At 61.0% G+C, this 23,398-nt stretch carries 30 protein-coding genes; 10 read left to right on the top strand and 20 right to left on the bottom strand.

The window, feature by feature from the left end; genetic code table 11:
* Positions 1–92: 92 nt before the first annotated feature.
* Positions 93–863, bottom strand: coding sequence for a sulfite exporter TauE/SafE family protein (locus tag HJ536_RS14225; protein WP_177158225.1), 771 nt, complete (start codon positions 861–863; stop codon positions 93–95).
* 147 nt (positions 864–1,010) lie between these two features.
* Between HJ536_RS14225 and HJ536_RS14220 the strand changes: the two genes are divergently transcribed.
* Positions 1,011–2,699 (top strand): acyl-CoA dehydrogenase family protein, encoded by a 1,689-nt coding sequence (locus tag HJ536_RS14220; protein ID WP_177158224.1) that lies wholly within the window; start codon positions 1,011–1,013, stop codon positions 2,697–2,699.
* A 63-nt stretch (positions 2,700–2,762) separates the two neighbouring features.
* On the opposite strand, the gene recO is transcribed toward HJ536_RS14220, so the two are convergent.
* Positions 2,763–3,494 carry a DNA repair protein RecO gene (recO, locus tag HJ536_RS14215; protein ID WP_177158223.1) on the bottom strand — a complete coding sequence of 244 codons (732 nt, stop codon included), beginning with the start codon at positions 3,492–3,494 and terminating at the stop codon, positions 2,763–2,765.
* A gap of 106 nt (positions 3,495–3,600) precedes the next feature.
* Here recO and HJ536_RS14210 point away from each other — a divergent pair, with 106 nt between their 5' ends.
* Entirely contained in the window at positions 3,601–4,215 is a 615-nt protein-coding gene (locus HJ536_RS14210; RefSeq protein WP_177158222.1) for a Pr6Pr family membrane protein, read from the top strand.
* Here HJ536_RS14210 and HJ536_RS14205 read toward each other — a convergent pair.
* The 12 genes from HJ536_RS14205 to folK are packed head-to-tail and all read right to left on the bottom strand — an operon-like array spanning position 4,188 to position 13,515.
* Positions 4,188–4,514 carry a DUF1491 family protein gene (locus HJ536_RS14205; protein ID WP_177158221.1) on the bottom strand — a complete coding sequence of 109 codons (327 nt, stop codon included), beginning with the start codon at positions 4,512–4,514 and terminating at the stop codon, positions 4,188–4,190. The two genes, HJ536_RS14210 and HJ536_RS14205, sit on opposite strands and share 28 nt — an antisense overlap.
* Complete coding sequence (gene era / locus HJ536_RS14200) at positions 4,514–5,419, bottom strand: GTPase Era (protein ID WP_176855436.1); 906 nt, start codon at positions 5,417–5,419, stop codon at positions 4,514–4,516. Before era ends, HJ536_RS14205 begins: the two co-directional genes overlap by 1 nt.
* Positions 5,420–5,452: 33 nt before the next feature.
* Positions 5,453–6,316 carry a DMT family transporter gene (locus tag HJ536_RS14195; protein ID WP_265575601.1) on the bottom strand — a complete coding sequence of 288 codons (864 nt, stop codon included), beginning with the start codon at positions 6,314–6,316 and terminating at the stop codon, positions 5,453–5,455.
* Complete coding sequence (rnc, locus tag HJ536_RS14190) at positions 6,313–7,002, bottom strand: ribonuclease III (protein WP_176855434.1); 690 nt, start codon at positions 7,000–7,002, stop codon at positions 6,313–6,315. Before rnc ends, HJ536_RS14195 begins: the two co-directional genes overlap by 4 nt.
* Positions 6,999–7,835, bottom strand: a complete 837-nt coding sequence (gene lepB, locus HJ536_RS14185) for a signal peptidase I (protein ID WP_176855433.1) — start codon at positions 7,833–7,835, stop codon at positions 6,999–7,001. The genes rnc and lepB overlap by 4 nt, the downstream gene beginning before the upstream one ends.
* Positions 7,836–7,888: 53 nt before the next feature.
* Positions 7,889–8,308 (bottom strand): holo-ACP synthase, encoded by a 420-nt coding sequence (gene acpS / locus HJ536_RS14180; RefSeq protein ID WP_177158219.1) that lies wholly within the window; start codon positions 8,306–8,308, stop codon positions 7,889–7,891.
* Positions 8,305–8,925: a LysE family translocator gene (locus HJ536_RS14175; RefSeq protein ID WP_177158218.1), complete on the bottom strand. Its 621-nt coding sequence runs from the start codon at positions 8,923–8,925 to the stop codon at positions 8,305–8,307. The genes acpS and HJ536_RS14175 overlap by 4 nt, the downstream gene beginning before the upstream one ends.
* Positions 8,922–9,671, bottom strand: coding sequence for a pyridoxine 5'-phosphate synthase (locus HJ536_RS14170; RefSeq protein WP_176855430.1), 750 nt, complete (start codon positions 9,669–9,671; stop codon positions 8,922–8,924). The genes HJ536_RS14175 and HJ536_RS14170 overlap by 4 nt, the downstream gene beginning before the upstream one ends.
* A 19-nt stretch (positions 9,672–9,690) precedes the next feature.
* A complete protein-coding gene (locus HJ536_RS14165) occupies positions 9,691–10,344 on the bottom strand; it encodes a DUF2062 domain-containing protein (protein ID WP_176855429.1) in 654 nt (217 codons plus the stop codon).
* A gap of 5 nt (positions 10,345–10,349) precedes the next feature.
* Complete coding sequence (locus HJ536_RS14160; RefSeq protein WP_176855428.1) at positions 10,350–12,494, bottom strand: RelA/SpoT family protein; 2,145 nt, start codon at positions 12,492–12,494, stop codon at positions 10,350–10,352.
* A 23-nt stretch (positions 12,495–12,517) separates the two neighbouring features.
* Positions 12,518–12,874, bottom strand: a complete 357-nt coding sequence (gene rpoZ / locus HJ536_RS14155) for a DNA-directed RNA polymerase subunit omega (RefSeq protein ID WP_176855427.1) — start codon at positions 12,872–12,874, stop codon at positions 12,518–12,520.
* A gap of 38 nt (positions 12,875–12,912) precedes the next feature.
* Positions 12,913–13,515 carry a 2-amino-4-hydroxy-6-hydroxymethyldihydropteridine diphosphokinase gene (gene folK / locus HJ536_RS14150; RefSeq protein ID WP_177158217.1) on the bottom strand — a complete coding sequence of 201 codons (603 nt, stop codon included), beginning with the start codon at positions 13,513–13,515 and terminating at the stop codon, positions 12,913–12,915.
* A gap of 128 nt (positions 13,516–13,643) precedes the next feature.
* Here folK and HJ536_RS14145 point away from each other — a divergent pair, with 128 nt between their 5' ends.
* From HJ536_RS14145 to HJ536_RS14125, 5 genes are all read left to right on the top strand, one after another.
* Entirely contained in the window at positions 13,644–14,213 is a 570-nt protein-coding gene (locus HJ536_RS14145) for a LabA-like NYN domain-containing protein (RefSeq protein WP_177158216.1), read from the top strand.
* Between the two features lie 193 nt (positions 14,214–14,406).
* Entirely contained in the window at positions 14,407–15,357 is a 951-nt protein-coding gene (gene ispH, locus HJ536_RS14140; protein WP_177158215.1) for a 4-hydroxy-3-methylbut-2-enyl diphosphate reductase, read from the top strand.
* A 102-nt stretch (positions 15,358–15,459) separates the two neighbouring features.
* On the top strand, positions 15,460–15,915 hold the full coding sequence (locus tag HJ536_RS14135; RefSeq protein WP_177158214.1) for a DUF3429 domain-containing protein: 456 nt from the start codon (positions 15,460–15,462) through the stop codon (positions 15,913–15,915).
* Positions 15,908–16,360: a ribonuclease HI gene (gene rnhA / locus HJ536_RS14130; RefSeq protein ID WP_177158213.1), complete on the top strand. Its 453-nt coding sequence runs from the start codon at positions 15,908–15,910 to the stop codon at positions 16,358–16,360. Before HJ536_RS14135 ends, rnhA begins: the two co-directional genes overlap by 8 nt.
* On the top strand, positions 16,357–16,980 hold the full coding sequence (locus HJ536_RS14125) for a trimeric intracellular cation channel family protein (protein WP_176855421.1): 624 nt from the start codon (positions 16,357–16,359) through the stop codon (positions 16,978–16,980). Before rnhA ends, HJ536_RS14125 begins: the two co-directional genes overlap by 4 nt.
* Here HJ536_RS14125 and HJ536_RS14120 read toward each other — a convergent pair whose 3' ends face one another.
* The 4 genes from HJ536_RS14120 to def (HJ536_RS14105) are packed head-to-tail and all read right to left on the bottom strand — an operon-like array spanning position 16,981 to position 19,138.
* Complete coding sequence (locus HJ536_RS14120) at positions 16,981–17,217, bottom strand: hypothetical protein (protein ID WP_177158212.1); 237 nt, start codon at positions 17,215–17,217, stop codon at positions 16,981–16,983.
* Between the two features lie 3 nt (positions 17,218–17,220).
* Positions 17,221–18,135, bottom strand: coding sequence for a methionyl-tRNA formyltransferase (gene fmt / locus HJ536_RS14115; protein WP_177158211.1), 915 nt, complete (start codon positions 18,133–18,135; stop codon positions 17,221–17,223).
* A complete protein-coding gene (def, locus tag HJ536_RS14110) occupies positions 18,132–18,599 on the bottom strand; it encodes a peptide deformylase (RefSeq protein ID WP_177158286.1) in 468 nt (155 codons plus the stop codon). The genes fmt and def (HJ536_RS14110) overlap by 4 nt, the downstream gene beginning before the upstream one ends.
* A gap of 20 nt (positions 18,600–18,619) precedes the next feature.
* Positions 18,620–19,138, bottom strand: a complete 519-nt coding sequence (def, locus tag HJ536_RS14105) for a peptide deformylase (RefSeq protein ID WP_176855418.1) — start codon at positions 19,136–19,138, stop codon at positions 18,620–18,622.
* Between the two features lie 99 nt (positions 19,139–19,237).
* Between def (HJ536_RS14105) and HJ536_RS14100 the strand changes: the two genes are divergently transcribed.
* On the top strand, positions 19,238–20,410 hold the full coding sequence (locus tag HJ536_RS14100) for a MalY/PatB family protein (protein ID WP_177158210.1): 1,173 nt from the start codon (positions 19,238–19,240) through the stop codon (positions 20,408–20,410).
* A 16-nt stretch (positions 20,411–20,426) separates the two neighbouring features.
* On the opposite strand, the gene HJ536_RS14095 is transcribed toward HJ536_RS14100, so the two are convergent.
* Together HJ536_RS14095 and HJ536_RS14090 are read right to left on the bottom strand one after the other, a co-directional pair.
* Positions 20,427–20,777: a hypothetical protein gene (locus HJ536_RS14095; protein ID WP_177158209.1), complete on the bottom strand. Its 351-nt coding sequence runs from the start codon at positions 20,775–20,777 to the stop codon at positions 20,427–20,429.
* Between the two features lie 130 nt (positions 20,778–20,907).
* Complete coding sequence (locus HJ536_RS14090) at positions 20,908–21,753, bottom strand: SDR family oxidoreductase (protein WP_177158208.1); 846 nt, start codon at positions 21,751–21,753, stop codon at positions 20,908–20,910.
* A gap of 106 nt (positions 21,754–21,859) precedes the next feature.
* Here HJ536_RS14090 and HJ536_RS14085 point away from each other — a divergent pair, with 106 nt between their 5' ends.
* Both HJ536_RS14085 and HJ536_RS14080 read left to right on the top strand, forming a co-directional pair.
* On the top strand, positions 21,860–22,252 hold the full coding sequence (locus tag HJ536_RS14085) for a winged helix-turn-helix transcriptional regulator (protein WP_177158207.1): 393 nt from the start codon (positions 21,860–21,862) through the stop codon (positions 22,250–22,252).
* A 122-nt stretch (positions 22,253–22,374) separates the two neighbouring features.
* Positions 22,375–23,349 carry a glutathione S-transferase family protein gene (locus HJ536_RS14080; RefSeq protein WP_177158206.1) on the top strand — a complete coding sequence of 325 codons (975 nt, stop codon included), beginning with the start codon at positions 22,375–22,377 and terminating at the stop codon, positions 23,347–23,349.
* Positions 23,350–23,398 lie beyond the last annotated feature (49 nt).

The following is a 23,398-nucleotide window of genomic DNA, read 5'->3' as shown; positions in this document are numbered from 1 at the left end:
CTGCCCCCTCTTGCCTTCGGCAATTCACCCCCGGGGTATTTTGCCAAAGTGAATAAGCGCCGCCGGTCCTGTTTTGGGCCGGCGGTTTTCGTTTAGCCCATCAGGCCGCGGCGGATCAGGTTCAGTCCTGCGATCATCAGGACGAACAGCGTGGCTTTGCGGAAGGCCGCTTGGTCGATCCGGTCGTTCACCTTGAGCCCCAGCCACATGCCGATGATGGCGGGCGGGACGATGGCGATCGAGAACGGCAGGGTTTCAACGCGCACGACGCCTGAACCGATATGAGCGAACAAGAGGACAATAGCGCCGAGGCCGTAGATCACCCCTTGGACCCGAATGTGGTCGCGTTTCGGGGTATCAAGGGCAGTCAGGTAGGCCACCGTGGGCGGGCCCCAGACTCCGGATAGCCCGCCGATGAAACCGGCAAAGGCGCCGATCCCGATTTCGGTGGTTCGGGTCGACGGAGAGGCGATGCGCAGGGGCATTCCGGCTAGCTGCGTCGCAGCGAAAATCACGATGGGGACCCCGATGATCAGCAACATCGCCTCGACCGGGATCACGCGGACCAGTTGGGCGCTGAGCACCAGCACCACCAGCAATGTGCCAAGGTAGCCGCGGAACTTCAGCAGTGATTCCCATGCGGCGCGGGGGCCTTGTCGCAGGGCTTGCATCCCGTTGGTGATCACCGTCGGCAAGATCAGGCCCGCCAGCGCCAATTCCGGCGAAATAACAGAAGACAGGCCGGAAATGAGAATCATAGGCATGGCGAATCCCACCATTCCTTTGACCACTCCGGCGATGAAGGCGACACTTAGGGCCAGCGCAAAGGCCGATGGCGTCATCAGATGTGTAACGAGTTCCATTTCAGGGCTTTAGCACGGCCGTTAGCGCAGTAGGTGAAAAATTCAACGCGCAATATTGGGCATACTTTCGTGCTGACTTGGGTATTTTTATTGCGCTGCGCCTGCAAAGGCTCTAGTTCTCTGCACAAGCATTATAGGAGATGACTCATGGCACATGACGGACAGGACTTCGCAGCGCAGACCGCGACGCTGCTTCCCGATTTGCTTGGCCTGACCGAGGCCGCAATCGCGCCCGCCGAGGCGATCCTTGAACAGGCGCTGAACACCGTCCGCGCCATTGTCAGCGACGGCGGCCGCATTTCGAACGATCTGGTCGAACAGAACCAGACTGCAGCCCACGGCGTGGCTTGGCTGGCGACCTATGTCGAAGCCCTGCGCGAAATGCACCGTTGGGCCATCGCCCTGAAGGACGAGGGCAAGTTCGGCGAGACCGAGCAGCTGATCCTGCAGATCGCCTTTGGCGAATACCTGAGCCAGATCGCTGGCGGCATCCTGATGAACCAGGGCGAGATCGTGCGCCTGTCGGATCTGGGTATGCCTTCGGACGCGGTGACCGGCCTGATGACCGACGCGGTGAAGACCCTGATCGCATCGGGCAACACTCAGGCGGCGCGCGTGCGTCTGGTCGCGATCATGCGCGAGACCCGTGCGAACCTGACCACCGGCAACACCGGTCTGGAAGACGAAATGGAGATGATCCGCGAGCAGTTCCGTCGCTACTCGCAGGACCGCGTGGAGCCCCATGCCCACGAATGGCACTTGAAGGACGAGCTGATCCCGCTGGAGATCATCAACGAACTGGCCGAAATGGGCGTGTTCGGCCTGACCATCCCCGAGGAATACGGCGGGTTCGGCATGTCCAAGACCGCGATGTGCGTTGTCTCGGAAGAGCTATCGCGCGGGTATATCGGCGTTGGTTCGCTTGGCACCCGTTCGGAAATCGCGGCAGAGCTGATCCTGGCTGGAGGTACCGAAGAGCAGAAGCAGAAATGGCTGCCTGCGCTGGCATCTGCCGAGAAACTGCCGACCGCTGTGTTCACCGAGCCGAATACCGGGTCCGACCTTGGCAGCCTGCGCACCCGCGCAGTGAAGAATGCCGATGGCGACTATGAAGTGACCGGCAACAAGACCTGGATCACCCACGCGGCGCGTACCCACGTGATGACCCTGCTGGCGCGGACCGATCCGTCGACCGACAACTACAAAGGTCTGTCGATGTTCCTGGCCGAAAAGACCCCCGGCACCGACGAAGAGCCCTTCCCCACCCCCGGCATGACCGGCGGCGAGATCGAGGTTCTGGGTTACCGCGGCATGAAGGAATACGAACTGGGCTTCGACAAATTCGCAGTCAAGGGCGAGAACCTCTTGGGCGGCGAAGAAGGTCAGGGCTTCAAACAGCTGATGCAGACCTTTGAATCGGCCCGTATCCAGACCGCAGCGCGCGCTGTTGGTGTGGGTCAGTCGGCGCTGGACGTTGCAATCCAGTACGCCGAAGACCGTAAGCAGTTCGGCAAGTCGTTGATCGAATTCCCCCGCGTGGCCAACAAGCTGGCGATGATGGCGGTGGAACTGATGATCGCGCGTCAGCTGACCTACTTCTCGGCGCGTGAGAAAGACAACGATCGTCGCTGTGACCTCGAGGCCGGTATGGCCAAGCTGCTGGGGGCCCGTGTGGCTTGGGCAGCGGCGGACAACGGTCTGCAGATCCACGGCGGCAACGGCTTTGCGCTGGAATACACCATCAGCCGCATCCTGTGTGATGCGCGCATCCTGAACATCTTTGAAGGTGCTGGTGAAATTCAGGCGCAGGTGATCGCGCGTCGCCTGCTGGGTTAAGGTGCGTGGGGCTCTGCCCCACACCCCGGGGTATTTTACCCAAGATGAAGAAGCGCCGGTCCTTTATGGGGCCGGCGTTTGACGTTTCAAGAGGTCGAGGAAACGGGCGCGGCTTTCCGGCAGGGGTTTGTCGCCAAAGGATTTGGCGAGGTGGTGTTCGAGGAAATAGCCCGTCAGCTGGAAGCCATCGAGGATTTCGGTGTCGATGACGGGGCCTTGGCCTAGAAGGCACTGGGGGAGCGGCAAGAGTTTCGGGGCCCATTCGCCTGCGCCTGCGGTACTGACCGCGCGGCCCGAACGCGGGGAGACATAGGCGAGGTCGTCCATGTCGCCGGTCACGGCGCAGCGGGTGAGGTCTAGGCCGAAGCCGAGTTCTTCGAGAAGGGCGAGTTCCCAGCGCAGGTACGCCAGCGGAAAAGCCGCGGGGTGGGCCAGCAGGTCCATCAGCGTGACCGAGCGGATATAGAGCGGGTGATGCGCCTCGCGCTCTGGCAGGGAAAAGCGCAGGAGGGATGTTGTGGCGTTCAGGCCCGCCAAGGCGATCCGGTCGGACAGGGCCGCGCTGCGAGAGCGGATAGGCTCGACCGTGTAGGTGCCAAGCTGATCCTCGGTGCGAGCGCGCCATGTGACGTCCACCTGGTTTCCGGGCTGAAGAACCGGCGCAATTTTACGCGAAATGCCGCCGCGCACGATGCCCGCAGTGCGGCCATGCGTTTCGGTGAACACTTCGATAATGGCTGCCGTTTCGCCGTGTTTACGGGCGGATAGCAGGATGCCTTGGTCTCTCCATTCCATCTGGCAACTATGGGGCGGTTTCGGGGGCCTGCAAGGGGTTGTGAACCTGCATTGTGCCAATGACTGGTTTTGCGCAAAGTCCCCTCAACCAGAGGGGAAACGCTCAATGTTCGAAAAACGCCTGATCGGGCTTATCGCAGGGCTGGCCGTGGGCAGCCTGATTATCCAGACTTTTGTGGACTTGGACGCGGATGGCGGCACGGTTGCCAGCGTCTGGTGGAATATGGTGCGCTATTACACCATCCTGACCAACCTGACTGTCGCGATCGTGTTCGGCGCAATGGCCCTGAGCGGCAAGCGGCTGAGCGCCCATTGGTCGGGAGCGATCACTTTGCAGATCGTTCTGGTGGGGATCGTGTTTCACGCGCTGCTTGCGGCATCCCACGAATTCAAATCCATCATCGGAGAGGTGTCAAACCACGGGTTCCACACGGTCGTGCCCGCGCTTTGTTTCTTGTGGTGGCTGACCTGTGCGCCCAAATCCGGTCTGGGTTGGCGCAATGCGCTGCAGTGGGTGATCTGGCCGCTGGTCTATGCGGCCTATGGCATCTGGCGCGGGTCGCTGGACGGGAAGTACCCGTATTACTTTTTGGATGTACCGGAACTGGGGCTGCTTGGCCTGCTCAGGGAAATGAGCATCGTCGCCGCCGGATTTCTGGTCTGCGGGTTTATTCTGGTCGGGATCGCCCGAATTCACAGACCTTCGCTGTCCAGTAAGTGACGCCCTTGGCGATCCTCGACCTCGATCACCCAGAGATCGGGGTCAAAGGATTGCTGGCGGCAGATGGCTTCGTCGACCTCGAATTCGGGCCCAGCGGCCAAGGTGGCCCAGACCCGTTCGCCCGACATCAGATCATAGGTGCGGTGAAAGGCCTGCGCCTGCCCGTCCAGCGTGGCCAGTTTGACCAGCACCGCCCCCGCCGTATCATCGCCATGGGCGGTGACATAGGCAGGAATGTCGGCCAGCCGCAGCCGCGCCAGATAGGCGTGCACCCAGAAATCCGAAGTCAGACGGGCCATCAGTTCCCGTCTTTGAAGTCGAGACCCATTTCGCTATAACGCTCGGCTTCATCCAGCCACTTTTCGCGGACCTTTACCTGCAGGAACAGGTGCACCTTGCGGCCAAGGAACTCTTGCAGCTCTTCGCGGGCCAGCTTCGAGATCGCTTTGATCGTCTCGCCCTTGTGGCCAAGAATGATGCCTTTGTGGCCGTCGCGCACGACATAGACCACCTGATCGACGCGGCACGAGCCATCTTCACGCTCGTTCCAGTGCTCGGTCTCGACGGTCAGCTGATAGGGCAGTTCCTGATGCAGGCGCAGGGTCAGCTTCTCGCGGGTCATTTCGGCGGCGATCATGCGCATGGGCAGGTCCGCGATCTGATCCTCGGGATAGAGCCACGGGCTCTCGGGCAGCTGGTCGGCCAAATATTTGCGCAGATCGTCCACGCCATAGCCACGCTCGGCCGAGATCATGAAGGTCTGCTCGAAGGCGAACCGTTCGTTCATGTCCTTGGTCAGGGCCAGCAGCACATCGCTCTGGACGCGGTCGATCTTGTTAATCGCCAGAATGACTTTGCGGCCCTTGGCCACGTCGCCGAGGTTTTCCAGAATGCGCTCGACACCCTCGGTCACGCCGCGGTGCGCCTCGATCAGCATGACGATCACGTCCGCGTCCGCAGCCCCGCCCCAAGCAGCAGCGACCATCGCGCGGTCCAGACGGCGGCGCGGCTTGAACAGGCCGGGCGTGTCCACGAACACGATCTGGCTGTCCCCTTCCAGCGCGACGCCGCGGATACGGGCACGGGTGGTCTGAACCTTGTGGGTCACGATAGAGACCTTGGCCCCCACCATGCGGTTCAGCAGAGTGGATTTTCCGGCGTTGGGTTCACCAATCAAGGCGACGAAGCCTGCACGTGTGGTCATGGGTCTCTTTTCGAATCTGGGTCTGTCAGGAATTCAGCGGTCTTGCCGCCCTGCGCGCGCGGTGTAAACCCCGCTCAGGATAATCACACCGATACCAACCCACGTTAACAGATCAGGCCACTCTCCGAAAATGGCAAAGCCAAGGATCAGTGCAAAGAGCTGCCGGGTGTAGCGGAATGGGGTCACGGCGCTGATATCACCGGTGCGCATCGCCTTGGTCAGGGCGCTATAGGCCAGAACGCCGGCGCTGGTGGCAGCCATGATCGCGGCGACCGTGGGCAGCGGCGGCATCACGGGCTGTTCGCCCATCACCAGCGACAGGATCACACCGGCCAGCGTCAGAATGGCAAAGCCGAGCGATCCCAGCTGTTCCGTCGACATGGTCGCGGGGCTGGCACGGGTCGCCAGATCACGGCCCGCAAAACCAAGGGTCGCCAGCACCGCAAACACCGAGGTCGGGTCAAACAGCGCGGGCGTCGGGCGGATAATCAGCAGCACACCGGCAAAGCCCATTGCGATCGCCAGCCAGCGGCGCCAACCGACCCGCTCGCCAAAGAACACAACGGCCCCGACCACCACCACCAAGGGCGCAGCCTGCAGGATCGCACTGGCGCTGGTCAAGGGCGTCAGCGCCAAGGCCAGCGCAAAGAACAGCCGCCCGCACAGCTCGCAAATCGATCGCAAGATCAACGCGGTAGACAGCAGTTGGGGATGCCAGACAGGCTCGCTGCGGCGGCGCGACAACAGGGCGAAGACCGCCAGCCCCAAGCCGCCGAACATCATCAGCGCCTGACTGGTCGGGATCGACTGGGTGGCGTGTTTGAAGAAGGAATCCTCAACGGAAAAGGCCGCCATCGCGGCGGCCATATAGAGGCTTCCCCGTAAGTTCGGGCTCAAGCTTCTTTGCCTTCGAGGCTGTCCAGCAGGGCCTTGGCGGCGGCCTGTTCGGCGGCGCGTTTGGCACCTGCGGTGGCCTTGGCCGTCTCGCCCGATTCCAGCTTGACCGACATGGTAAAGGTCGGCTGGTGCGGGGGGCCGTCGCGGCTGACCTCTTCGTATTTGGGGGGCTGCTGGCCACGGGCCTGCGCCCATTCCTGAAGTGCGGTCTTGGGATCGCGGGCGTCAGCCTCGACCTTCTCGACCCGCTGGCCCCATAGGCGCAGAACGACCTCGCGTGCGACTTCGAAACCGGCGTCACGGTAAACGGCGGCAATCACCGCCTCCATCGCGTCCCCGAGCAGGGCCTGCTTGCGGCGACCACCGGACATCATTTCCGAACGGCCCAGTTTCAGCACATCACCCAAACCGATCTCGCGGGCGATGTCTGCGCATGCCTCTTTGCGGACCAAGGCGTTGAAACGGGGGGCCAGCAACCCTTCGGCGGCGGCACGGTCGGCCTTGAGCAGCGCCTCGGCCATGACCAGACCCAGCACCCGATCTCCAAGGAATTCGAGCCGCTGGTTATCTTCGCGCGTGGGCGAGGACATGGAAGGGTGCGTCAGGGCGCGCAAAAGCAATTCGGGGCGACCAAACTGGTGCCCCAAACGCTTTTCGAAGTCTTTCAGGTCGGCAGAGAGTTTCAATCGATCCTCTTGAAGAAACGGTCAGCGCGCCAGGTCCAGAAGAAAAGCATCGAGCGGCCCGCCGACGAGAACATGATGCGGTCCGCACGGCCCACAATGTTTTCGAAGGGAACGTAACCGACGCCACCGATCGACTGCGGCACGCGGCTGTCGGTCGAGTTATCGCGGTTGTCACCCATGAAGAAATAGTGCCCCTCGGGGACGGTGTAGATCGGGGTCTGGTCCGAGGCCTGACGCGCGATGTTCAGGATGTCATGCTTGACGCCGTTGGGCAGGGTCTCGATCTGGCGGGTTTTGGTGCACAGGGCGCCTTCGCCGACGGGGCCGTTTTCACAGCGGGGGTACAGACGCTCGGGGCCTTGGGCCTTGAAGACCTCTTCGAACTGGCCCGCATCTTCCAGCTCGACAGCTTTGCCGTTGATGTGCAGCACGCCGTCAACCATCTGGATTTCGTCGCCGGGCAGACCGATCAGACGCTTGATGAAATCCGCACCGCTGACGGGGTGACGGAACACCACCACATCGCCGCGCTGGGGCTCGGACGCCAGAACGCGCTCGTTATCGCCCTTGAGGAAGCCACACAGATCCTCGGCGTCGATGTTGATGCCCAGACGGGGGACACGCACGGTCGGGCAGGACGCGTAGGAATAGCCATAGGCCATCTTGTTCACGAACAGGAAGTCGCCGATCAGCAGCGTATCCTTCATCGAACCCGAGGGAATCCAGAACGGCTGGAAGAACAGCGTGCGGAAGACGCCAGCGATCAGAACGGCGTAAACGACCGTTTTGATGGTTTCGACAATAGCGTTTCCGGCTTCGGACTTGGCGGCCATAAATAAATCACTCTCGGCGGCGGGTTGATGCCTGTTTCATGGGGGTCAGGGCGTCAGGTGTCAAGCGATGCAGGGGCTATGGGACGCGCTTCGATCACCACAAAAGCCTGCGCCCAAGGGTGATCGTCGGTCAAAGTCACGTGAACGATCGCTTCGTGCCCTGCGGGGGTCATTTCCACCAGCCGTTCGGCGGCCCATCCGGTCAGGTGCATCACCGGCTGGCCCGAAGGCAAATTGCTGACCGCCATGTCCTTCCAACTGATGCCCATCGCCAGACCGGTGCCAAGCGCCTTGGAACACGCTTCCTTGGCGGCCCAGCGTTTGGCATAGGTACCGGCCTCGTCCTTGCGGCGCGCTGCTTTGGCTTGCTCGAGTTCGGTAAAGACGCGGTTGCGGAAACGGTCGCCGAACCGGTCCAGAACGCCTGCGATCCGGTCGATATTCGCCAGATCACTGCCAATCCCCAATATCATGACGCGACCATCAGGATTTTCAGGCTGGCCGCCCCGAACAGGGCCGCAAACGTAAGTTCGAACCCGCGGCGCGCACGTTCATAAACGCGGATCGCCCCCGCGCTAGAGAACAACACCGCATAGACATAGAGCACAAAGGCCGAGGCCCCCATTAGCACCCCTTGCAGGTGGAACAGGTCCCCCAGCGGCGCGTCGGGCGGTAGAACCAGCGCAAAGACCGAGCCCCATGCCAGAACGGCCTTGGGGTTGGTCAGGTGGATCAACAGCCCCTTGAGATAGATTTTGTGCGGTGCGCCATCGGCCACCTTTGCCTTGATCTCACCAGCCGGTTTGATCGCCGAACGCAGGGATTTCAGCGCCAGAAACAGCAGATAGGCCGCGCCGATGTACTTCATCGCCTGAAAAATCCAGACATGGGCCTGCATCAGCGCCCCAAGGCCAAGAATCGCCACGGTCGACCAGAACGCGCTGCCGGTCAGAATGCCGGTGGCAAAGGTCACGGCTTGACGCCGCCCCGACCGCATCGCGGTGCCCATAATCCCCAGCGTGGCCGGCCCCGGAGAGCCGACCATCAGCATCCAGCCCAGTACAAACAGGGCCAGTTGGGTGCCGGTCATGCGCGCGCCTCGTCCATCAGGCGGCGCATTTCCTGAATCGAGGGCACGAGCCCACGGAAAATCGCCTCACCGATTAGGAAGTGGCCGATGTTCAGCTCCATCATCTGGGGCAGCGCGGCGATGGGCTGAACGGTGTCATAGGTCAGACCGTGGCCCGCGTGGACCTCGAGGCCCAGATCATGGGCGAATGCGGCCATCTCGGTGATCGAGACCAGCTCGCGGTCGCGATCCTCGAACCGGCCTTCGGCATGGGCGTCGCAATAGGCACCGGTGTGAATCTCGATAACCTGCGCGCCAATGCGGTGCGCTGCTTCGATCTGGCGCTTATCGGCGGCGATAAAGATCGACACGCGGCAACCGGCCTCGCGCAGGGGCGCGATAAAGTGGGCCAGCCGGTTTTCCTCGCGCGCGACTTCCAGACCACCCTCGGTGGTGCGTTCTTCGCGCTTTTCGGGGACGATGCAGACCGCGTGCGGTTTGTGGCGCAGGGCGATCTTCTGCATTTCCTCGGTCGCGGCCATTTCAAAGTTCAGCGGGACCGACAGGATCTCCATCAAGCCGTCGATATCCGCGTCGCTGATGTGGCGGCGATCTTCGCGCAGGTGGGCGGTGATGCCGTCAGCGCCAGCTTCCTCGGCCATTTTGGCAGCGCGCAGCGGATCGGGCACAGCGCCCCCGCGTGCGTTCCGGACAGTGGCCACGTGATCGATGTTTACCCCAAGACGGAGTTTGCCGAGCGGTTGCATATGCGCCCCCAGATATTCGTTAATCCCCCGCGGGCTCTTGGTCCTTTGGGTGTTTGCGTTTCTTTAGCGATGCCAGACGGGCCGCCAAAGCCCCGCGCCGCCGTTTTTGGTAGGCACGGATAAGGGGCAATGTGACGTAATAGCCAACAATTGACAGGACCAATCCAGGTAAAATTCCCCCGACCAGATAGGGAAAGAAGACCTCGTGGTAGAACACTGCCAGCCGGCTCCAGTCCGCCGTGCCACCGGTAAAGATCACCATCGCATTGTGCAGCAGCTCGTCGCCCGCATCAAAGAATTTGTGGACCAGCGATTTATCCAGCCGGTGCCCATGTTCGATATCCAGCAGGAAATAGCCCGTCTTCATCGCGATCACCGCGATCGGCACATAGGTCAGCGGGTTGCCAAAGAACGTCGCCAGAATCGAGGCAAGGATATTGCCCCGCATGATAAACGCCAGACCGGCCGCGATGAAAAAGTGCAGCCCGTACAATGGGGTAAACGTGGTGAAAAGGCCCGCCATGATCCCGCGGGCGATCTTTTCGGGGCTATCGGGCAGGCGGTAAACCCGATGGCGGACGTAATGGAACGCCCGCGTCCACCCCCCTTTGGGCCAGACGAGGTCTTTGAAGATCTGCCATAGCGTTCGTTTTTCACGACGCTTGAAGACCACGCCGACTACCTCTCTGACCTGCCACCCAAAGCATGAAGACGCTCTGCGTCACGGCTACGGGAAATTTCCGCCACATCACTGTCAGCTTGTAACGCTGTCATGACACGGTGAAGGTGTTCCACATCTTTCAGGTCAACATCAACCTCGAGCCGGTAAAAATCCGGTTTCCGGTCAACGAAGTAGAGGTCAGAGATATTCGCCTTCTGCTCGCCGATTAGGGTGCAGATGCGGCCCAGAACGCCCGCGTCGTTGCTGATAGTCAGGTCCAGCGTTACCGGATATTTCGCCGGATGCTCGCCGCTGTGCCAGTAGATGTCCATCCAGCGTTCGGTCTGATCCTCGAACTCGGCCAAAGCCTCACAGTCAATGGCGTGCACCATGACGCCCTGACCGCGGGTGGTGATGCCCACGATCCGCTCGCCCGGAACAGGCTGGCAACAGGGCGCGCGGGTAAAGCTTTGCCCCGGCTCCAGACCGATCACGGCGCGCTTGGGTTCAACCTGAGACGAGGCCGCGGGCTGCAGGTTCGGATAGATCGCCGCCACAACTTCGGAGCCGGTGATCTCGGCGCTGCCAAGGCGGGCCAGAAGCTCTTCGGAATCGGGAATACGCAGGGCGGTCGCGGCGGTGGTCAGAGCCTTCTCGGTGGCCTTCTTGCCGACGTGTTCGAACGCCACGCGGGCCAGTTCACGGCCCAGCTTGATGAACCGCTCGCGGTCCTCGGCGCGCAGAGCACGGCGGATCGCCGATTTCGCGCGGCCGGTCGCTACGATATCCACCCACGTCGCCTGAGGAGTCTGCCCCTCGGCGGTGATGATCACCACGGACTGGCCGTTTTTCAGACGGGTCCACAGGGGCACGCGCAGGCCGTCAACCTTGGCACCAACGCAGGCGTTCCCGATACGGGTGTGGATCGCGTAGGCAAAGTCGATGGGGGTCGCGCCTTTGGGCAGCTTGATCACTTCGCCCTTGGGGGTGAAGCAGAACACCTTGTCGGTGTACATCTCCAGCTTCACCGCCTCGAGGAAGGCGTCGTGATCGTCATCCTCTTCGAAGCGTTCGGTCAGACCGGCCAGCCACTTCGCGGGGTCCACAGCAAAGGGGTTCCCGCTGCGCTTACCGTCGCGATAGGACCAGTGCGCGGCCACACCGGTTTCGGCCACATCGTGCATCTGACGGGTGCGAATCTGAACCTCGACCCGGCGACCATCGCGTCCCGACACCGTAGTGTGGATCGAGCGATAGCCGTTCGATTTCGGCTGGCTGATGTAATCCTTGAACCGGCCGGGGACCGCACGCCAGCGCTGGTGGATCGCTCCCAGCGCGCGATAGCAATCCTCTTCGGACTCGGTGATAATACGGAAACCATAGATATCGGAAAGACGGCTAAAGCCCTGATCCTTGGCCTGCATCTTGCGCCAGATCGAATAGGGCTTTTTCGCGCGGCCAAAAACTTCGGCCTCGATATCCTGCTTTTCCAAGAGGTTGCGCATGTCACCAGTGATCCGGTGCACCACATCTCCCGCCTCTTTGTGCAGCATGACAAAGCGGCGCATGATGCTGGCGCGGCCCTCGGGGTTCAGCACGCGGAACGACAGATCCTCGAGCTCTTCGCGCATCCACTGCATGCCCATACGGCCTGCCAGTGGGGCAAAGATTTCCATGGTTTCGCGGGCCTTTTGCGCCTGCTTTTCGGGACGCATGGCTTTGATCGTCCGCATGTTGTGCAGACGGTCGGCCAGCTTGACCAGAATCACGCGCAGGTCCTTGGACATGGCGATGAACAGCTTGCGGAAGTTCTCGGCCTGCTTCGTCTCGGTCGAGGAAAGCTGAAGGTTGGTCAGCTTGGTGACGCCATCGACCAGATCGGCCACCTCGGTTCCGAACCGCTCGGCGATTTCGGTGTAGGTGGATTTGGTGTCTTCGATGGTGTCATGCAGAAGCGCGGTGATGATGGTTGCATCATCCAGTCGCTGCTCTGTCAGAATCGCGGCAACCGCGACGGGGTGGGTGAAATAGGGTTCGCCCGAATGGCGCACCTGCCCCTCATGCATAAGGCGGCCATAGTCATAGGCCGCCTCGATCAACTCGGCATTGGTTTTCGGGTTGTAGTTACGGACCAGGGCAACCAGGTCTTGCGCTGCAATCATTCCAGTTAGCCCTGTATCGGCAATTACTTCTGACCCTGAGCTTCCATCAGAGCGCGCAGCAGCTTCTCTTCGGACATGTCGTCGTCTGCGGGACGATCGGCAACCTCGGCACCCATGAGCAGAGCCATCGAATCGTCTTCGGGCTCGTCAACCTCGATCTGGGTCTGGTTGGATTCGATCATGCGCTCGCGCAGCGAATCAGCCGACTGGGTTTCTTCTGCGATTTCGCGCAGAGCCACCACAGGGTTCTTATCGTTGTCACGATCGACAGTCAGAGACGCACCAGCAGAGATCTCGCGTGCCCGATGGGCAGCAAGCATAACCAGATCAAAACGGTTCGGAACCTTGTCGACGCAGTCTTCAACGGTAACGCGGGCCATGGGATCTCCACTCTAGGCAAGCTGTAGAAGGCGCTTATTTATACGGGCTCGGGGTAATTTACAACCCGTGATCCTTCGATTGCGCGCACAGAATCAACCTCTTCGGGGGGCAGATCGTTCAACAACTCGCGCGCGCTGCGTTTCAGGACCGGATGCACCCACTCTGGCGCAATGTCCAGCAAGGGAACCAGCACAAATGCCCGATCCTGCACGCGCGGATGCGGTAATATAAGGTGCTCGGGGGCCTTCACACGCTGCTCTTCAAGTGACAGATCGCGCCAGTTGCAGTAAGCAACCATGTCAGGAAGAACCCGATCATTGAACGATATCAAGTCGATATCGATTACACGTTCGCCCCAACGAACGATCCTTTTGCGCCCAAATTCCGCCTCTATTTGGTGGCAAAGCTGCAAAACATCAGACGGATCAAGGGGGGTCATTGCAGAAATCGCACAGTTGACGAAATCCGCGCCGATCCCGGCAGGAAACGCAGGTGTAAGGTAAAATTTCGAAACAGCCGTGGGAAAAACGTGGCTTCTACTGAAAAGATTGGCTACTTTGAGTTGCAGCTCGATATTTTTTGAAACCTCTTGTTCCTGATTCCCGCCGATTGAGAAAATGACCTGATTATACTTTTTCATGTTTCCCACCTCATTATTGATGAACTCCCTTACCTTGAGTTCTGAGGACAACAGTTTAATTCATTCTAAGATGCCGAAGTAAGACCACTCACCTTCACCACGGCATCATAATACCGAAAGGAATTTTTATGTTTTACAAGGACGAGCGATTGGCTCTGTTCATCGATGGCTCCAACCTGTACGCGGCCGCCAAGTCGCTTGGGTTCGACATCGATTACAAGCTGCTTCGACAGGAATTCATGCGCCGCGGCAAGCTGTTGCGCGCATTTTACTACACTGCCCTGCTGGAAAACGACGAATACTCGCCCATCCGCCCGCTGGTAGATTGGCTGCACTATAACGGCTTCACCATGGTGACCAAGCCGGCCAAGGAATACACCGACAGCCAGGGCCGCCGTAAGGTCAAGGGCAACATGGACATCGAGTTGACCGTCAACGCGATGGAACTGGCGCCCCATGTGGACCACATCGTGCTGTTCTCGGGCGATGGTGACTTCCGTCCGCTGGTCGAAAGCCTGCAGCGTCAGGGTGTCCGCGTTTCGGTCGTTTCGACCATCCGCAGCCAGCCCCCGATGATTGCCGATGAACTGCGCCGTCAGGCAGACAACTTCATCGACCTGAACGACCTCAAAGAGGTGATCGGCCGCCCTCCGCGTGATGTCCCCGAACGCGCAGACGCAGGCAACGACGCCGAATAATTCTGGATGACGCGTATTCTCGCGCCATCCTGTTAAAGGACGTATGAGTATCGGCCCCAAAGGCAGCCCGCCACGCGCGGCACCGGATGGGGCCTATATCCCCCCCCCTGACAGCATTATGAAGCCCCGCCGATTGCGAAGGCGCGCCCCATGCACTAGGTCTGGGGCAAGAATGCATGACAGGACGGGTGCCATGACCAAACCCCAGCTCACCATCTATCTTGCGGCGCCGCGCGGCTTTTGCGCAGGCGTGGACCGCGCGATCAAGATCGTCGAAATGGCGATCGAGAAATGGGGCGCCCCCGTTTATGTCCGGCACGAGATCGTGCACAACAAATTCGTGGTGGATTCCCTGCGCGACAAGGGCGCTGTCTTTGTCGAGGAACTGGATGAATGCCCCGATGACCGTCCGGTGATCTTCTCGGCGCACGGGGTTCCGAAATCCGTGCCCGCCGCCGCCGCCAAGCGCGAGATGATCTATGTGGACGCCACCTGCCCTCTGGTCAGCAAGGTCCATATCGAGGCCGAGCGTCACTATGACAACGGCCTGCAAATGATCATGATCGGCCACGCGGGCCACCCCGAGACCCTAGGCACCATGGGCCAGCTTCCCGATGGAGAGGTTCTGCTGGTCGAAACCGTCGAGGACGTGGCGCAGGTCGATGTCCGCGATCCGTCCAAGCTGGCTTTTGTTACTCAGACCACTCTTTCTGTGGACGACACCACCGATATCGTCGCCGCCCTGCGCGAGCGGTTCCCCGCGATCGTCGGCCCCCACAAAGAAGACATCTGTTACGCCACCACCAACCGCCAAGAAGCGGTCAAAGCCATCGCCCCCGATTGCGACGCCCTGCTTGTGGTCGGTGCGCCCAATTCGTCGAACTCCAAACGCCTTGTCGAGGTTGCTGCGAAAAATGGCTGCAATTACGCGCAGTTGGTGCAGCGGGCCACGGATATTGATTGGCGCGCACTCGAGGGGATTAGCTCGCTGGGGATCACCGCCGGAGCCTCGGCGCCCGAAGTTCTGGTGAACGAAGTCATCGACGCTTTCCGTGATCGTTTCGACGCCACCGTGGAATTGGTCGAAACCGCGCAAGAGAATGTGGAATTCAAAGTGCCTCGCGTATTGCGTGTGCCCGCGTAATCCCATTCAGCTATATGATTTACCTCAAAGCGGAGTTTTTGGGAGTCATTAAGGGGTGAACTAATTTCAAAGGCCGTAAGGCCATCAGTGATTGGAGTTAGTATGACCAAGATCCCTTTGCCCGCTTTGTTTCTGGGCTTTGCCGGCGTTATCCCGTTCGCATGGGGGGCGGCCTGCATTCTGTACCCCGAACTGAACGAATGGAGCCTGATGACCCTCGGCTCGCGGATGTCGGCACCGTACATCCAGCTTTCCTATGGCCTGATCGTGTCCTGCTTTATCTCGGGGATTCTGTGGGGCTTTTCCGCGACGGTCGAGGATGACACCCTGCGCACATATGGTCTGGGCCTGTCCTGTCTGCCGACCATCTGGGTGTTCTTCATGGTGGGGGATGGCACCTTTACCTCGGCGGTGAACCTGATTGTTGCGTTCGTCGCGCTACTGGCGCTCGACGTCTATTACAATTATCTGGGTATGAACCCGAAGTGGTGGCTTCAGCTGCGCGTTATGCTGACCATCCTTGTTGTCATCTGCCTGGGAATTACAGCTTTTGCCTGACCTATACGCCTACACCGACGGAGCTTGCAGCGGAAACCCCGGACCCGGAGGGTGGGGCGCCCTGTTACAGGCCAAAGTCGGTGAAGACGTGGTCAAGGAAAAGGAGCTCAAGGGCGGCGAGGCCGACACCACCAACAACCGGATGGAACTGTTGGCAGCGATCCACGCCCTTGAGACATTGGAACGCCCCAGCAAGATCACCGTGGTGACCGACAGCGCCTATGTCAAAGGCGGCATCACCCAGTGGCTCTATGGCTGGAAAAAGAACGGCTGGAAAACCAGCACCAAGAAGCCCGTGAAAAACGAAGACCTTTGGCGCCGCCTCGACGAGGCCCGCCAGAGGCACGACGTGACGTGGGAATGGGTCAAGGGCCACGCTGGCCACCCCGAAAACGAGCGCGCCGATGAACTGGCGCGCGCAGGCATGGCCCCGTTCAAGTCATGACTGCGACGGACCTGCTGGATCTGGCTTCGGTGTTCGTGTTCGCCCTGTCGGGCGCACTGGTCGCCAGCCGCCAGCAGCTGGACCCTGTGGGGTTCGGCTTTGTGGCGTGTCTGACGGCGCTCGGGGGCGGGACCCTGCGGGATTTGCTGTTGGACCGGAACCCCGTGTTCTGGATCGCCGAGCCGCACTCTATTCTAGCCGCTTTGCTGGCCGCCGCTTTGGTGTTCCTGATCGCCCCGCGACTAGAGAGCCGGTACAAAGCGATCCGCTGGCTGGACGCAGTGGCGCTGTCCTCGGCTGTAGTGGCGGGGGTTTCTGCGGCCCACGAAACGGGCCAGAGCCCGATGATCGTCACCATCATGGGCATGATCACCGGCTGCTTCGGCGGGCTGATGCGGGACGTGGTGTGCAACGACGTGCCCTTGGTGCTGCGACACGGGGAATTCTATGTCACCGCCGCGCTGGCTGGATCGGTGACCTCGGCGCTGCTGGCGCTGGTGATCGCGGACAGCACTGTGTATCTGCTGGCGGGTGCGGCTGTGACCTTTGCCCTGCGCGGGGGCAGTCTGCTGTTCGGGTGGAAGCTGCCGAACTACCGGCACGAGCCCCCCAAACAGTGATTACTTGCGGTACCGCGTCGGCACGATGATCAGCGCCCCGATCGAGGACGCGATCGCGTTCAGCCCCGGACTGCCAAAGCCGATCCCGAACATGATCGTCACAAAGTAGAACAGAAACGCCCCGCCCACGCAGATCACGATGGACGGGATATAGCCGTTGCGTGTGAAACCCGAGCGTTCGGACACATAGCCCACGATCCCTGCGACCACGACAGTGCCGATCAATACGGGAAACATCGCTTACTCCGAACCCAAAACCTCGCCCGTTTCAATGGGCCAGCCCCGTAGGAATGTGTCAATGTCCTGCGCGCCCTTGCCAGCCCGCTGGGCCTTGGTGATGCGCACAGCGCCCGTCTGGCAAGCAACCGTCAGCGCCGGGCCGATCACGGTGCCCGCAGCGCCCTGCCCGTCGGCCAGTTCAGCGCCCAAGAGCTTGATCCGCTCGCCCTTGTGCACGGTCCATGCGCCGGGAAAGGTCGCAAGGCCGCGGATCTGGCGGCTGATCTCAATCGCAGGCTTGGCCCAATCGACAGCGGCCTCGGCCTTGTCGATTTTGTGGGCATAGGTCACGCCCTCTTCGGGCTGCACCTCGGGAGTCAGGGTATCGAGGGTCGATAGAGCCTCAACAATACACTCCGCGCCCATCGTGGACAGGCGGTCGTGCAGCTGATCGGTGGTCTCGGTCTCGCCAATCGGGGTTTCACGGCGCAAGAGGACGGGGCCGGTGTCCAGACCCGCCTCCATCTGCATGATGCAGATGCCTGTGGCCGCATCGCCCGACATGATCGCGCGATGGATCGGCGCGGCCCCGCGCCAGCGCGGCAGAAGCGACGCGTGAATGTTCAGGCAGCCCTTGGCGGGCGCATCCAGAACCGCTTGGGGCAGGATCAGGCCATAGGCCACGACCACCGCCACATCCGCATTCAGCGCCGCAAAGTCCGCCTGCTCTTCCGCGCCCTTCAGGCTGACCGGATGGCGGACGGGCAAGCCCAAAGCTTCGGCCCGTGCATGGACAGGGGTTGGGCGATCCTTCTTGCCGCGGCCCGCGGGGCGGGGCGGCTGACAGTAGACGCAAACAACCTCGTGGCCCGCCTCGACCAGTGCATCCAGCACCGGAACCGAGAAATCGGGCGTGCCCATGAACACAACCTTCATTGGAACTTCCTCGATTTGCGGACCAGCATGTCTCGTTTCACCTTGGACAGGTGGTCGGTGTAGAGCTTGCCGTTCAGGTGGTCGATCTGGTGCTGCACGCTCGTCGCCCAGAGGCCAACGAAATCACGCTCCACCACTTCGCCAGTCTCGTCCATGAACCGGACGGTCACCGCTCGGGGACGTTCAATCTTGGCCGATACGCCGGGCAGGTGGGGGCTGGCCTCTTCGTGCTCTCGCAGTTTGACCGAGGCGTGCAGGATTTCAGGGTTCGCCATCCGCACCGCCTGACCGCGCTCGTCACTAGCATCCACAACCGCCAAACGCAGCAAGACACCGATCTGGTTCGCGCCCAAGCCCACTCCGGGCATCGCCTCCATGGTGTCGATCATGTCCTGCCAGATTGCGCGGATCTCGTCGGTGATGGCCTCAACAGGCGCGGCGACGGTGCGCAGGCGCTTGTCCATATAGGGCAGAGTCTTGCGTCTCACGAGCGGGCCCGTTCTTTCTTCAGCTTCATGGATTTGCGAGTGATCATCTGGCGCTTCATCGGGCCAAGATAATCAATGAACAGCTTGCCGTTCAGGTGGTCGATCTCGTGCTGCACACAGGTCGCCCAGAGCCCGTCAAAATCCTGCTCCTGCAGGTTCCCGTCGCGGTCCAACCAGCGCACGCGCACCTCTTTGGGGCGGGTCACTTCGGCGTATTGCTCGGGGATGGACAGGCAGCCCTCTTCGTAGACGTTCAGATCGTCCGAGTTCAGGATGACCTCGGGGTTGAACATCACCATGGGGTGCGCGGGGGCGCCCTCGTCCTTGACGCAATCCATCACGATCAGGCGGCGCAAATCGCCGATCTGCGGCGCGGCCAAGCCAACGCCGGGGGCGTCATACATGGTTTCCAGCATATCATCGGCCAGCTTGCGCAGCTCGTCCGAGATATCAGCCACAGGGGTGCAAACCTTTTTCAGGCGCGGGTCGGGATGGATCAGAATGGGGCGTATCATAAAAATTCATCTAGGCGATGCGGGCTGATCGCGCAACGCCCCTTGCACAGCAGAAATAGCCCGATAGCTTGACCGCACGGTTAAAAAAGGACGCACCCCATGAATTTTGACGAAATCATCGACCGCGTGGGCACCCATTCCTCGAAATGGGACCAGATGGAGCCCCTGTACGGCGTATCCCCCAAGGACGGGATTTCGATGTGGGTTGCGGACATGGACTTCCGCCCGCCCGCCTGCGTGCAAGAGATGCTGGAAAAGATGACCGCCCACGGGGTCTACGGCTATTTCGGCGGGGATCAGGATTACAAGGGCGCGATCCAGTGGTGGATGGAGAACCGCCACGGCTGGAAAGTGGACGCCAAAGCGATCCTGACCGCCCACGGTCTGGTGAACGGCACCGGCCTGTGTGTGGACGCGTTCACCAACCCCGGCGACGGTGTGGTGCTGTTCACCCCCGTTTACCACGCCTTTGCCCGCACCATCCGCGCGGCGGGCCGCGAGGTGGTCGAATGCCCGCTGGTGATTGAGGACGGCATCTACAAGATGGACTTCGATGCCTATGACGCGCAGATGACCGGCACCGAAAAGATGGTGATCCTGTGCTCGCCCCATAACCCCGGCGGCCGCGTCTGGACCCTGGACGAACTGAGGGGCGTGGCCGAATTTGCCAAGCGCCACGACCTGATCCTTGTGTCCGACGAAATTCATCACGATCTGGTCATGCCGGGCAACAAGCACCACGTCATGGCTGTGGCGACGCCCGACATCATGGACCGTCTGGTGATGATGACCGCCACGACCAAGACCTTTAACATCGCGGGCAGCCACACCGGCAACGTGATCATCCCCGACGACGCCCTGCGCGCCAAGTTCAGTGCTCGCATGATGGCGCTCGGGATTTCCGGCAACTCGTTCGGTCTGGAGATGACCACCGCCGCCTACAGCCCCGAGGGCGCGGCGTGGGTGGATGCCTTGGTCGAGTATCTGGACGGAAACCGCCGCCTGCTGGACGAGGCGCTGAATTCCATCCCCGGCGTCACCTCGATGCCGATGCAATCGACCTATCTGGCGTGGGTGGATTTCGCAGACACCGGCATGTCCGGCCCCGAGTACAAGAAGCGCATCGAACAGGACGCCCGCATCGCCGCCAACCACGGCGAAACCTTTGGCAAAGGTGGCGAGACCTTTATGCGGTTCAATTTTGCCACCCCCCGTGCCCGTGTGGCCGAGGCGGCAGAGCGTTTGAAAGCCGCCTTTAGCGACCTTCAGTGATCAATGGGCTGCCCCGTTAGAGGCGGGGCAGCAACCCAGCCGGTGCGTTGGGATCGCGCGCGAAATCCACGGGCGCTTTGTCGGACGCCAGCGTGCTGCGCTTGAACTCATAATGCATCTCGTCGCCCGCCACTTCGGACGCGACGACCAGCGCCTGAGACAGGTGGTTAGCCCCCTCGAAGATGTCGACCAGACCGCGCAGACGGGGCGCATCCACGGCCGCAACCGAGAACCCGTTCCGCCACATCCGCAGCACCGCATAGCTTTGGCCGTTCACTTCGACCCGCAGACGACTTGTACGACGTTGGTTTGCAATAATCGCATCCCTAAGCCCGTCTTCCACATCTTTTGGCAAAAACGTTGACATGTTTTCCTCCGTCCTCATGCCAAGGATGACACGCACAACGCTAACGTCAAGTTTACCAAAGGAAACTCCGACGAACGTAGCGCGTTGCAGCAGTCGTGCAACGCGCATGCCAATCGCCGGTTCCCGTGGTTTAGCTTAACGCTGCCGCGACCACTTCGGACAGCGGCGTGGTGGGTCGGCCGATCAAGTCAGACAGGGTTTTGCCCTTGTCATACAGGGCTCCCTTCGATGCCTCGACGTCAAAGCTGGCCAGTGCTGCGGCGAACCCTTCGGGCAGTCCGGCCTGTACCAACGCGGCGGTATAATCGGCCTCGGGCAGGTTCACATAGGGGATGTCCTTGCCGGTCTGTTTCGAGACCTCGGCTGCCAATTCGGACAGGGAGTAGTCCGAATCGCCCGATAGCTCATAGGTCTTGCCCCCGTGGCCTTCGGTTGACAGAACTGCAACTGCTGCAGCTGCGTAATCGGCACGAGAGGCCGACGAAATCCGGCCTTCGCCAGCGGACCCGATCAGGGCGTTGTGCTGGACGGCAGCAGGCAGGCTCATGGTGTAGTTCTCGGTGTACCAGCCGTTGCGCAGCAGGGTGTGGGGGATGCCCGATGCTGCCAGTGCCTGCTCGGTGCCCACATGTTCGGGGGCCAGCGACAGGGTGTTGGTGTCAGCGTGCAGCAGGCTGGTATAGGCGATGAATCCCACGCCCGCCTCTTTGGCGGCGGCGATCACGGCGGTGTGCTGCGCCACGCGTTTACCCAGATCACTGCCCGAAATCAGCAGCAGCTTGTCCACGCCCGCCAGCGCAGGCACCAGCGTCTCGGGCGCGTCATAGTCAAAGGCGCGAGCCTCGACGCCCAGATCGGCGGCTTTCTCGGGCGAGCGGACCAGTGCGACGATCTGATCGGCGGGCACAACGGCCTTTAGCTGTTCGATAACAATGCGGCCCAGTTGTCCAGTGGCGCCGGTGATTGCGATGGTCATGGTAAAATCCTCAATGGTGTTTCGATTGAGGGGAACCTAGACATAGCACTTGTATTTCGTAAGTACGTACATAAATGTTAGTATGAACTTTTTCACCGGAGGCCCCATGACCACCCTCAGCGAAGCGATCCACAGCGGTGCCCTGCGCGGCAATGTGCTGGCCAGCACCTGCCCGTCCCGCGATATCCTGAAACACGTCACCAGCCGCTGGGGCGTGCTGGTTCTTATCGCCCTTCAGGGGGGCACCAAACGGTTCGCCGAGCTGCGCCGACTGATTGGCGGTGTCAGCGACCGGATGCTGGCCCAGACCCTGCAATTGCTGGAGGAAGACGGCTTTGTCCTGCGCCACGATCACCAAGAGGTGCCGCCCCGCGTCGACTACACCCTGACACCCATGGGCGAGGAAGTGGCCGAGCATGTCCGCGCCCTTGCCGACTGGATCGAAGGCAACCTGCCCCGCATCATGGCCTACCAGTCAGAGCCCGCCGAAACCGTCTGAAAACCGCCTTCTGTGCGCATGTGCAGTGATCCTGCGCGAAGCTAAGACTGTGCACAGGCCCGTGATCACCCTAGGTTCTGCCCAGACAGATGATGAGAACTTAGGCAATACACGAGGCCCCCATGGGACTGCTGATCGACGGCAAATGGCACGACAAATGGTACGACACCAAAGAAAGCGGCGGTAAATTCGTTCGCGATCAGGCCAAGTTCCGCAACTGGGTCACCGCTGACGGCAGCGCCGGTCCTTCGGGCATCGGCGGGTACAAGGCTGAAAGCGGACGCTACCATCTCTATGTCTCCTATGCCTGCCCTTGGGCGCACCGCACGCTGATCTTCCGCGCGATCAAGGGGCTGGAGCCCCATATCAGCATAAGCGTCGTCCACCCCGAGATGCTTGGGGATGGCTGGACCTTTGGAACCGATTATCCGGGGGCGACGGGGGACACGCTCTTGGGCAAGGACTTCATGCACGAGGTCTATACCAGCGTGAAACCCGACATGTCGGGCCGCGTCACGGTGCCGGTGCTCTTTGACAAGGAAACGAACACCATCGTCTCCAACGAAAGCGCCGAGATCATTCGCATGTTCAACAGCGCCTTCGACGATCTGACCGGCAACACCGACGATTACTGGCCCGTTGCCCTGCGCGACCAGATCGAGACCCTGAACACCCGCATCTACGACACCGTCAATAACGGCGTCTACAAGGCCGGTTTCGCCACCACCCAAGACGCCTATGACGAGGCTGTGCATCCTCTGTTCGACAGTCTGGACTGGATCGAGCAGATCCTCAGCGCGAACCGCTACCTGACCGGCGACACTTTGACCGAGGCTGACTGGCGCCTGTTCACCACGCTGGTGCGGTTCGACTCGGTCTATCACCAGCACTTCAAGTGCAACCGCAAGCGGATCATCGACTACCCCAACATGTGGGCCTATGTGCGCGAACTGTACCAGCGCCCCGGTGTCGCGCCGACGGTCAATCTGGATCACATCGTCCGGCACTACCACTACAGCCATGATACGATTAACCCGAACCGGATCATCCCGATCAATCCGGTGCTGGATTTCGACGCACCTCACAATCGCGGCTAATTTGTGCTTGCCCTAGGTCGCTCAATCGGCAACCTGCGCCTTCGATAGG

It is taken from the genome of Donghicola mangrovi (assembly GCF_013377535.1).
In the GTDB taxonomy this organism is placed as follows: domain Bacteria; phylum Pseudomonadota; class Alphaproteobacteria; order Rhodobacterales; family Rhodobacteraceae; genus Donghicola; species Donghicola mangrovi.
Note: the sequence above shows the minus strand (reverse complement) of the source record. Positions and strands in the feature narration are given on the sequence as shown.

What these genes read in the sequence shown, in the direction of transcription:
- HJ536_RS14225 (WP_177158225.1), bottom strand. Translation starts at nt 863, where the DNA reads ATGGAACTCGTTACACATCTGATGACGCCATCGGCCTTTGCGCTGGCC.
- HJ536_RS14220 (WP_177158224.1), top strand. Translation starts at nt 1,011, where the DNA reads ATGGCACATGACGGACAGGACTTCGCAGCGCAGACCGCGACGCTGCTT.
- recO (WP_177158223.1), bottom strand. Translation starts at nt 3,494, where the DNA reads ATGGAATGGAGAGACCAAGGCATCCTGCTATCCGCCCGTAAACACGGC.
- HJ536_RS14210 (WP_177158222.1), top strand. Translation starts at nt 3,601, where the DNA reads ATGTTCGAAAAACGCCTGATCGGGCTTATCGCAGGGCTGGCCGTGGGC.
- HJ536_RS14205 (WP_177158221.1), bottom strand. Translation starts at nt 4,514, where the DNA reads ATGGCCCGTCTGACTTCGGATTTCTGGGTGCACGCCTATCTGGCGCGG.
- era (WP_176855436.1), bottom strand. Translation starts at nt 5,419, where the DNA reads ATGACCACACGTGCAGGCTTCGTCGCCTTGATTGGTGAACCCAACGCC.
- lepB (WP_176855433.1), bottom strand. Translation starts at nt 7,835, where the DNA reads ATGGCCGCCAAGTCCGAAGCCGGAAACGCTATTGTCGAAACCATCAAA.
- acpS (WP_177158219.1), bottom strand. Translation starts at nt 8,308, where the DNA reads ATGATATTGGGGATTGGCAGTGATCTGGCGAATATCGACCGGATCGCA.
- HJ536_RS14175 (WP_177158218.1), bottom strand. Translation starts at nt 8,925, where the DNA reads ATGACCGGCACCCAACTGGCCCTGTTTGTACTGGGCTGGATGCTGATG.
- HJ536_RS14170 (WP_176855430.1), bottom strand. Translation starts at nt 9,671, where the DNA reads ATGCAACCGCTCGGCAAACTCCGTCTTGGGGTAAACATCGATCACGTG.
- HJ536_RS14160 (WP_176855428.1), bottom strand. Translation starts at nt 12,494, where the DNA reads ATGATTGCAGCGCAAGACCTGGTTGCCCTGGTCCGTAACTACAACCCG.
- rpoZ (WP_176855427.1), bottom strand. Translation starts at nt 12,874, where the DNA reads ATGGCCCGCGTTACCGTTGAAGACTGCGTCGACAAGGTTCCGAACCGT.
- folK (WP_177158217.1), bottom strand. Translation starts at nt 13,515, where the DNA reads ATGAAAAAGTATAATCAGGTCATTTTCTCAATCGGCGGGAATCAGGAA.
- HJ536_RS14145 (WP_177158216.1), top strand. Translation starts at nt 13,644, where the DNA reads ATGTTTTACAAGGACGAGCGATTGGCTCTGTTCATCGATGGCTCCAAC.
- ispH (WP_177158215.1), top strand. Translation starts at nt 14,407, where the DNA reads ATGACCAAACCCCAGCTCACCATCTATCTTGCGGCGCCGCGCGGCTTT.
- HJ536_RS14135 (WP_177158214.1), top strand. Translation starts at nt 15,460, where the DNA reads ATGACCAAGATCCCTTTGCCCGCTTTGTTTCTGGGCTTTGCCGGCGTT.
- HJ536_RS14125 (WP_176855421.1), top strand. Translation starts at nt 16,357, where the DNA reads ATGACTGCGACGGACCTGCTGGATCTGGCTTCGGTGTTCGTGTTCGCC.
- HJ536_RS14120 (WP_177158212.1), bottom strand. Translation starts at nt 17,217, where the DNA reads ATGTTTCCCGTATTGATCGGCACTGTCGTGGTCGCAGGGATCGTGGGC.
- fmt (WP_177158211.1), bottom strand. Translation starts at nt 18,135, where the DNA reads ATGAAGGTTGTGTTCATGGGCACGCCCGATTTCTCGGTTCCGGTGCTG.
- def (WP_177158286.1), bottom strand. Translation starts at nt 18,599, where the DNA reads ATGGACAAGCGCCTGCGCACCGTCGCCGCGCCTGTTGAGGCCATCACC.
- def (WP_176855418.1), bottom strand. Translation starts at nt 19,138, where the DNA reads ATGATACGCCCCATTCTGATCCATCCCGACCCGCGCCTGAAAAAGGTT.
- HJ536_RS14100 (WP_177158210.1), top strand. Translation starts at nt 19,238, where the DNA reads ATGAATTTTGACGAAATCATCGACCGCGTGGGCACCCATTCCTCGAAA.
- HJ536_RS14095 (WP_177158209.1), bottom strand. Translation starts at nt 20,777, where the DNA reads ATGTCAACGTTTTTGCCAAAAGATGTGGAAGACGGGCTTAGGGATGCG.
- HJ536_RS14090 (WP_177158208.1), bottom strand. Translation starts at nt 21,753, where the DNA reads ATGACCATCGCAATCACCGGCGCCACTGGACAACTGGGCCGCATTGTT.
- HJ536_RS14085 (WP_177158207.1), top strand. Translation starts at nt 21,860, where the DNA reads ATGACCACCCTCAGCGAAGCGATCCACAGCGGTGCCCTGCGCGGCAAT.
- HJ536_RS14080 (WP_177158206.1), top strand. Translation starts at nt 22,375, where the DNA reads ATGGGACTGCTGATCGACGGCAAATGGCACGACAAATGGTACGACACC.